5 protein-coding genes are annotated in these 5,032 nt (G+C 64.0%); 2 read left to right on the top strand and 3 right to left on the bottom strand.

Annotated features, from left to right (window positions below):
* Nucleotides 1-72 precede the first annotated feature (72 nt).
* Both MOV74_RS31030 and MOV74_RS31025 read right to left on the bottom strand, forming a co-directional pair.
* Complete coding sequence (locus tag MOV74_RS31030) at nt 73-240, bottom strand: hypothetical protein (RefSeq protein WP_246930687.1); 168 nt, start codon at nt 238-240, stop codon at nt 73-75.
* Nucleotides 241-395: 155 nt separating this feature from the next.
* Nucleotides 396-596 (bottom strand): hypothetical protein, encoded by a 201-nt coding sequence (locus MOV74_RS31025; RefSeq protein WP_246930685.1) that lies wholly within the window; start codon nt 594-596, stop codon nt 396-398.
* Nucleotides 597-864: 268 nt separating this feature from the next.
* Here MOV74_RS31025 and recA point away from each other — a divergent pair, with 268 nt between their 5' ends.
* Together recA and MOV74_RS31015 are read left to right on the top strand one after the other, a co-directional pair.
* Complete coding sequence (gene recA, locus MOV74_RS31020) at nt 865-1,953, top strand: recombinase RecA (protein ID WP_100176636.1); 1,089 nt, start codon at nt 865-867, stop codon at nt 1,951-1,953.
* Between the two features lie 104 nt (nt 1,954-2,057).
* Nucleotides 2,058-3,053 (top strand): hypothetical protein, encoded by a 996-nt coding sequence (locus MOV74_RS31015; RefSeq protein ID WP_246930683.1) that lies wholly within the window; start codon nt 2,058-2,060, stop codon nt 3,051-3,053.
* Between the two features lie 115 nt (nt 3,054-3,168).
* On the opposite strand, the gene gcvP is transcribed toward MOV74_RS31015, so the two are convergent.
* Nucleotides 3,169-5,032, bottom strand: a 1,864-nt coding sequence (gcvP, locus tag MOV74_RS31010) for an aminomethyl-transferring glycine dehydrogenase (protein WP_246930681.1), incomplete at its 5' end; no start/stop codon positions are given.

Raw genomic sequence — 5,032 nt, 5'->3', positions numbered from 1 at the left:
CGCGGTCGGCGGGGGCGCCGTCCGCCGGACCGCCCGCCCGGCGTCATCGATCGAAGCCGGCCTGGCGGGCCTTTAGTGGATCTTGATGTTGTTCAGGGGAAGATGGAGCTCGCTGGCGCGCTCTTCGCGGTCCCTCCTGCGGAACTCGTTTTCCTTGCGCTCGAACTTGATCATCTCCTCATGCGCCGCCTCGAGCAGCGGATTGCGCCGGATCGTTTCGCGGTGTTTGTCTTCGGTCATGACTGAGGTCCCCAGAGTTGCGGTCTCATCCTGAAGAAGGCCGGAGATCGCGAAAAGGTTCGGTGCCGTACGATTGCGGAATTGTGACGGCGACGCGCGGCCGCGTCTTTGACGGGCGTCAGCTTTAGTCGGGCAAGGACGTCGCGGCTGCTCTGCTATTTCGGCGGTTGCAGGCCGGGGGATTTGACCCAGTCGTGCAGATGATTGGCCAGCTCGGCCTGGCGGGCCTTCTTGAGCAGGGCGTCCCTTTCAGGGCCGGGCGGAAGCCTGGAGGCGTCCTCCTTGACCTGCTTCACCCATGCGGAGAGCCGGTCTTGAAGGGTCAGTTGTTGTTTGAAACGTCGTCGCTTGAACATGGCACGCCCCTGTCCGTGTGAGGAAGGCGGGAGCGCAGTCGGCGTTCTCGTCACCGATAGCAGCCGCGGTCCGTGCGGTGATGATGAGATTAGGATCCATAAACGGAACGGGGTCTGTTCAATTGTGCGCACAGCCCGCCCAAAACGCCCAAACCCGCAAAGAACATATTGCGAACCTGGAACAAATGGGGTACATTGCTTTTGTCGCCGAGCCGCCTCGCAACCGTTTGTCCCTCACGCGAATCCTCGCCATAAGGAGCACGACCCAATGTCCGCCACTGCCCTGCGTATCGTCGAAGGATCTTCCATGGACAAGAGTAAAGCTCTGGCCGCCGCGCTCTCTCAGATCGAGCGCCAGTTCGGCAAGGGCTCGGTGATGAAGCTCGGCAAGAACGACCGCTCCATGGACATCGAGGCGGTGTCCTCCGGCTCGCTCGGCCTCGATATCGCGCTCGGCATCGGCGGTCTTCCCAAGGGGCGCATCGTCGAGATCTACGGCCCGGAATCCTCGGGCAAGACGACGCTGGCGCTGCATACGGTTGCGGAAGCGCAGAAGAAGGGCGGCATCTGCGCCTTCATCGACGCTGAGCATGCGCTCGACCCGGTCTATGCGAGGAAGCTCGGCGTCAACATCGACGAGCTCCTGATCTCGCAGCCCGACACCGGCGAGCAGGCGTTGGAAATCTGCGACACGCTGGTGCGCTCGGGCGCCGTCGACGTGTTGGTGATCGATTCGGTTGCGGCGCTGGTGCCGAAGGCCGAGCTCGAGGGCGAGATGGGCGATGCGCTGCCGGGACTTCAAGCGCGGTTGATGAGCCAGGCGCTGCGCAAGCTGACGGCCTCGATCAACAAGTCCAACACCATGGTGATCTTCATCAACCAGATCCGCATGAAGATCGGTGTGATGTACGGCTCGCCCGAGACCACCACCGGCGGCAACGCGCTGAAATTCTACGCCTCCGTCCGCCTCGACATCCGCCGCATCGGCGCGATCAAGGAGCGCGACGAGGTGGTCGGCAACACCACGCGTGTCAAGGTGGTGAAGAACAAGCTGGCGCCGCCCTTCAAGCAGGTCGAGTTCGACATCATGTACGGCGAGGGCGTGTCCAAGATGGGCGAGATCCTCGATCTCGGCGTCAAGGCCGGCATCGTCGAGAAATCCGGCGCCTGGTTCTCCTATGACAGCCAGCGCCTCGGCCAGGGCCGCGAGAATTCGAAAGCGTTTTTGAAGGCCAACCCCGACATCACCGCCAAGATCGAGACCTCGATCCGCCAGAACTCGGGCCTGATCGCCGAGCAGATCCTGGCCGGCACGCCGGAGCGTGACGCCGACGGCGAGGAACCTGCGGAGGAGTAAGACTTAACGCGAAAGTTTTTCGCGAGGAGCGGGCGCTGAAGACGTTGAGTTGCCGACGTCGTCAGTGCCCGTTTCGTCTTGCGTTGCGTTGATCAGGTGGTGAGATGAAGCGTCTGATCCTGACCAGTTCGTCCGGAGCCGGTCTCACCCATACCGGTCGCGCCGACATGGTCGTGCCCGTGATCTTTCGCTTCGTCTGGGGACCGCTGCCAACGTCGCACCACCTCGAAAGATACTTTACTGGTCGCTCTTACAGAGACGATCCCGAGGCGCAGTGGTCCGATCTTGTTCCGCGGTCTCCCGAGACCGGCCTCGCGCACAAGCAGCTCGCGCTGGATTGGTTCTGCCAGGCCTACGGCTTCGATCTCATCGAGCTGTGGTTTGATCCCCGTCCGAACGATCAATTGCAGCTGGTCTGGAGTCTCGATTACCTGCGCTCTCAATCCTACATGGCCGAGCGCCTGAAATTGAGCCTCGTCGATTTCGATCTGCTCGAATCGGACGGTGCGAGACTGCGCGACCGTGCCGTGCGGGCGTTCGACGTGGCGGAGCCTGACTTCGAGGCCGGCCGTCTGGCCTGGGAAGCTTACCGGGCACCTACACCGGAGCTCTGTTTCGGATTGCTGGGCCGTGAACTTCCCAGGCTGCCTTTCCTGACGCCGGCGATGGAGCAATTGCTGGCAGAACTGCCATCAACCATCAATGGGCTGGGCGCGACGGAATCGGGGCTTCTCGACCTGATTGCGAGGGGCCACAACCGCACGAAGGAGCTGTTTCAGCCGGGCGGACTGCTCGACACGCACGTGTTCGACCAGTGGGAGCTTGGCCCATTGCTCGAAGGGCTTGGGTCCGGCCCGATGCCGGCGATCACCGGTCTCGACCCAAAGCTCGCCACTCTCGCCCCGCACGATGCGCGCGGTCGCAACGCCGCTTATCGCCGGAGCCGACTGTCGCTGACCGAATTCGGCAAAGCGGTTCTGGAGGGCCGGGAGGACTTTCGCCGCCACAACCCGATTCGGCGCTGGTGGGGCGGCACGCTTCTGACCAATGAACGGCTCTGGCGGTGGGATGGGCAAAGGCGAGTGTTGGTTGCGCCTTGAGCAAGGAGTGTAGGGTGGGCAAAGGCGCGTAAGCGCCGTGCCCACCATATTTCAACGCAGCGAAAGGTGGTGGGCACGCTCCGCTTTGCCCACCCTACGAAACCCTTGTCGCGTCTTACTCCGCGGCTTCCGCGTAATCGCTCACCGGCGGGCAGGAGCACACCAGATTGCGGTCGCCATAGACGTTGTCGACGCGCCCGACAGGGCTCCAATATTTGTCGGTGCGCGAGCTTCCCGCGGGGAAGCAGCCTTCGGCGCGGGTGTAGGCGCGCTTCCAATCGTCGTCCGCGATGTCGTGCACGGTGTGCGGGGCATGGCGAAGCGGCGAGGCCTCGATCTTGAAGCGGCCGGCCTCGACCTCGGCGATTTCTTTCCGGATCGCAATCATGGCGTCGCAGAAGCGGTCCAGTTCGGCCTTCGATTCCGACTCGGTCGGCTCGATCATCAGCGTGCCCGGCACCGGGAAGCTCATGGTCGGCGCATGGAAGCCGTAATCGATCAGGCGTTTTGCGATGTCGTCGACGGTGACGCCTGAGGTCGTCTTCAGCGGACGCGGATCGACGATGCATTCGTGCGCGACGCGACCCTTGGCGTTCTTGTAGAGCACCGGGAAGTGCGGATCGAGGCGCGCAGCGATGTAATTGGCGTTGAGAATCGCGATCTCGGTCGCCCGCTTCAATCCGTCGCCGCCCATCATCAGGATGTAGATGTAGGAGATGGTGAGGATCGAGGCCGAGCCGAACGGCGCAGCCGAGACCGGGCCGACCGGGGCATCCGCCTTCGCCGCGGGATGTCCAGGCAGGAACGGGGCGAGATGGGCCTTCACGCCGATCGGACCCATGCCGGGGCCGCCGCCGCCATGCGGGATGCAGAAGGTCTTGTGCAGGTTGAGATGGCTGACATCGGCGCCGTAATCGCCGGGCCGGCTCAGGCCGACCTGCGCGTTGAGGTTGGCGCCGTCGAGATAAACCTGGCCGCCATGGCCGTGCACGATGTCGCAGATCTCGCGGATGTGCTCCTCGAACACGCCGTGGGTCGAGGGGTAGGTGATCATGACCGCGGCGAGATCGTTCGAGTGCTTCTCGGCCTTGGCGCGGAGATCATTGACGTCGACGTCGCCGTTCTTCTCGCAGGCGACCACCACCACCTCCATGCCGACCATCGCGGCCGAGGCCGGATTGGTGCCGTGGGCGGAGGAGGGGATCAGGCAGATCTTGCGGTGCGTCTCTCCGCGCGAGGCATGGTAGCCGCGGATAGCCAAAAGCCCGGCATATTCGCCCTGCGCGCCCGAGTTCGGCTGCAGCGAGATCGCGTCATAGCCGGTGATGTCGCACAGCCATTTTTCCAGCCGCGCGAACAGCGCGTGGTAGCCCGTGGCCTGCTCGCGCGGAACGAACGGATGCAACGAGCCGAACTCCGGCCAGGTCAGCGGCATCATCTCAGTGGTCGCGTTCAGCTTCATGGTGCAGGAGCCGAGCGGAATCATCGCGCGGTCGAGCGCGAGGTCGCGGTCTGAGAGCTTGCGCATGTAGCGCAGCATCTCGGTCTCGGAGCGATGCGCGTGGAACACGGGATGGGTGAGGAAGGAGGTCGCGCGCTTCAAGCCGTCCGGCAGCGCCTCGCGCGTCTCGGCGTCGATCTCGGCATAGGCAAGCTTGCCGCCGAAGGCGCGCCAGACCGCTTCCACCGTCGCGGGTGTCGTGGTCTCGTCTAGTGCGATGCGCAAGCTGGTCTCGCTGATACCGAGATTGATCTTCTCGGCCGCTGCGCGGGCGACGATCTCGGCGCGCTTGGCGCCGGCATCGACGCTGAGCGTGTCGAAGAAACTGTCGGACTGCGGCACAAAGCCGAGCTTGCGCAGGCCAGCCGCGAGCACGGCGGTGCGGCGATGGACGTTGCGCGCGATCTGCGCGAGGCCTTCGGGGCCGTGATAGACCGCATACATCGAGGCGATCACGGCGAGCAGCACCTGCGCGGTG

Origin of the sequence: Bradyrhizobium sp. SHOUNA76 (assembly GCF_023006445.1) — a bacterium.
Classification (GTDB): domain Bacteria; phylum Pseudomonadota; class Alphaproteobacteria; order Rhizobiales; family Xanthobacteraceae; genus Bradyrhizobium.
Note: the sequence above shows the minus strand (reverse complement) of the source record. Positions and strands in the feature narration are given on the sequence as shown.

Excerpts from the sequence above, each read along its gene's own strand:
- MOV74_RS31030 (WP_246930687.1), bottom strand. The coding sequence starts at position 240 with ATGACCGAAGACAAACACCGCGAAACGATCCGGCGCAATCCGCTGCTC.
- MOV74_RS31025 (WP_246930685.1), bottom strand. The coding sequence starts at position 596 with ATGTTCAAGCGACGACGTTTCAAACAACAACTGACCCTTCAAGACCGG.
- recA (WP_100176636.1), top strand. The coding sequence starts at position 865 with ATGTCCGCCACTGCCCTGCGTATCGTCGAAGGATCTTCCATGGACAAG.
- MOV74_RS31015 (WP_246930683.1), top strand. The coding sequence starts at position 2,058 with ATGAAGCGTCTGATCCTGACCAGTTCGTCCGGAGCCGGTCTCACCCAT.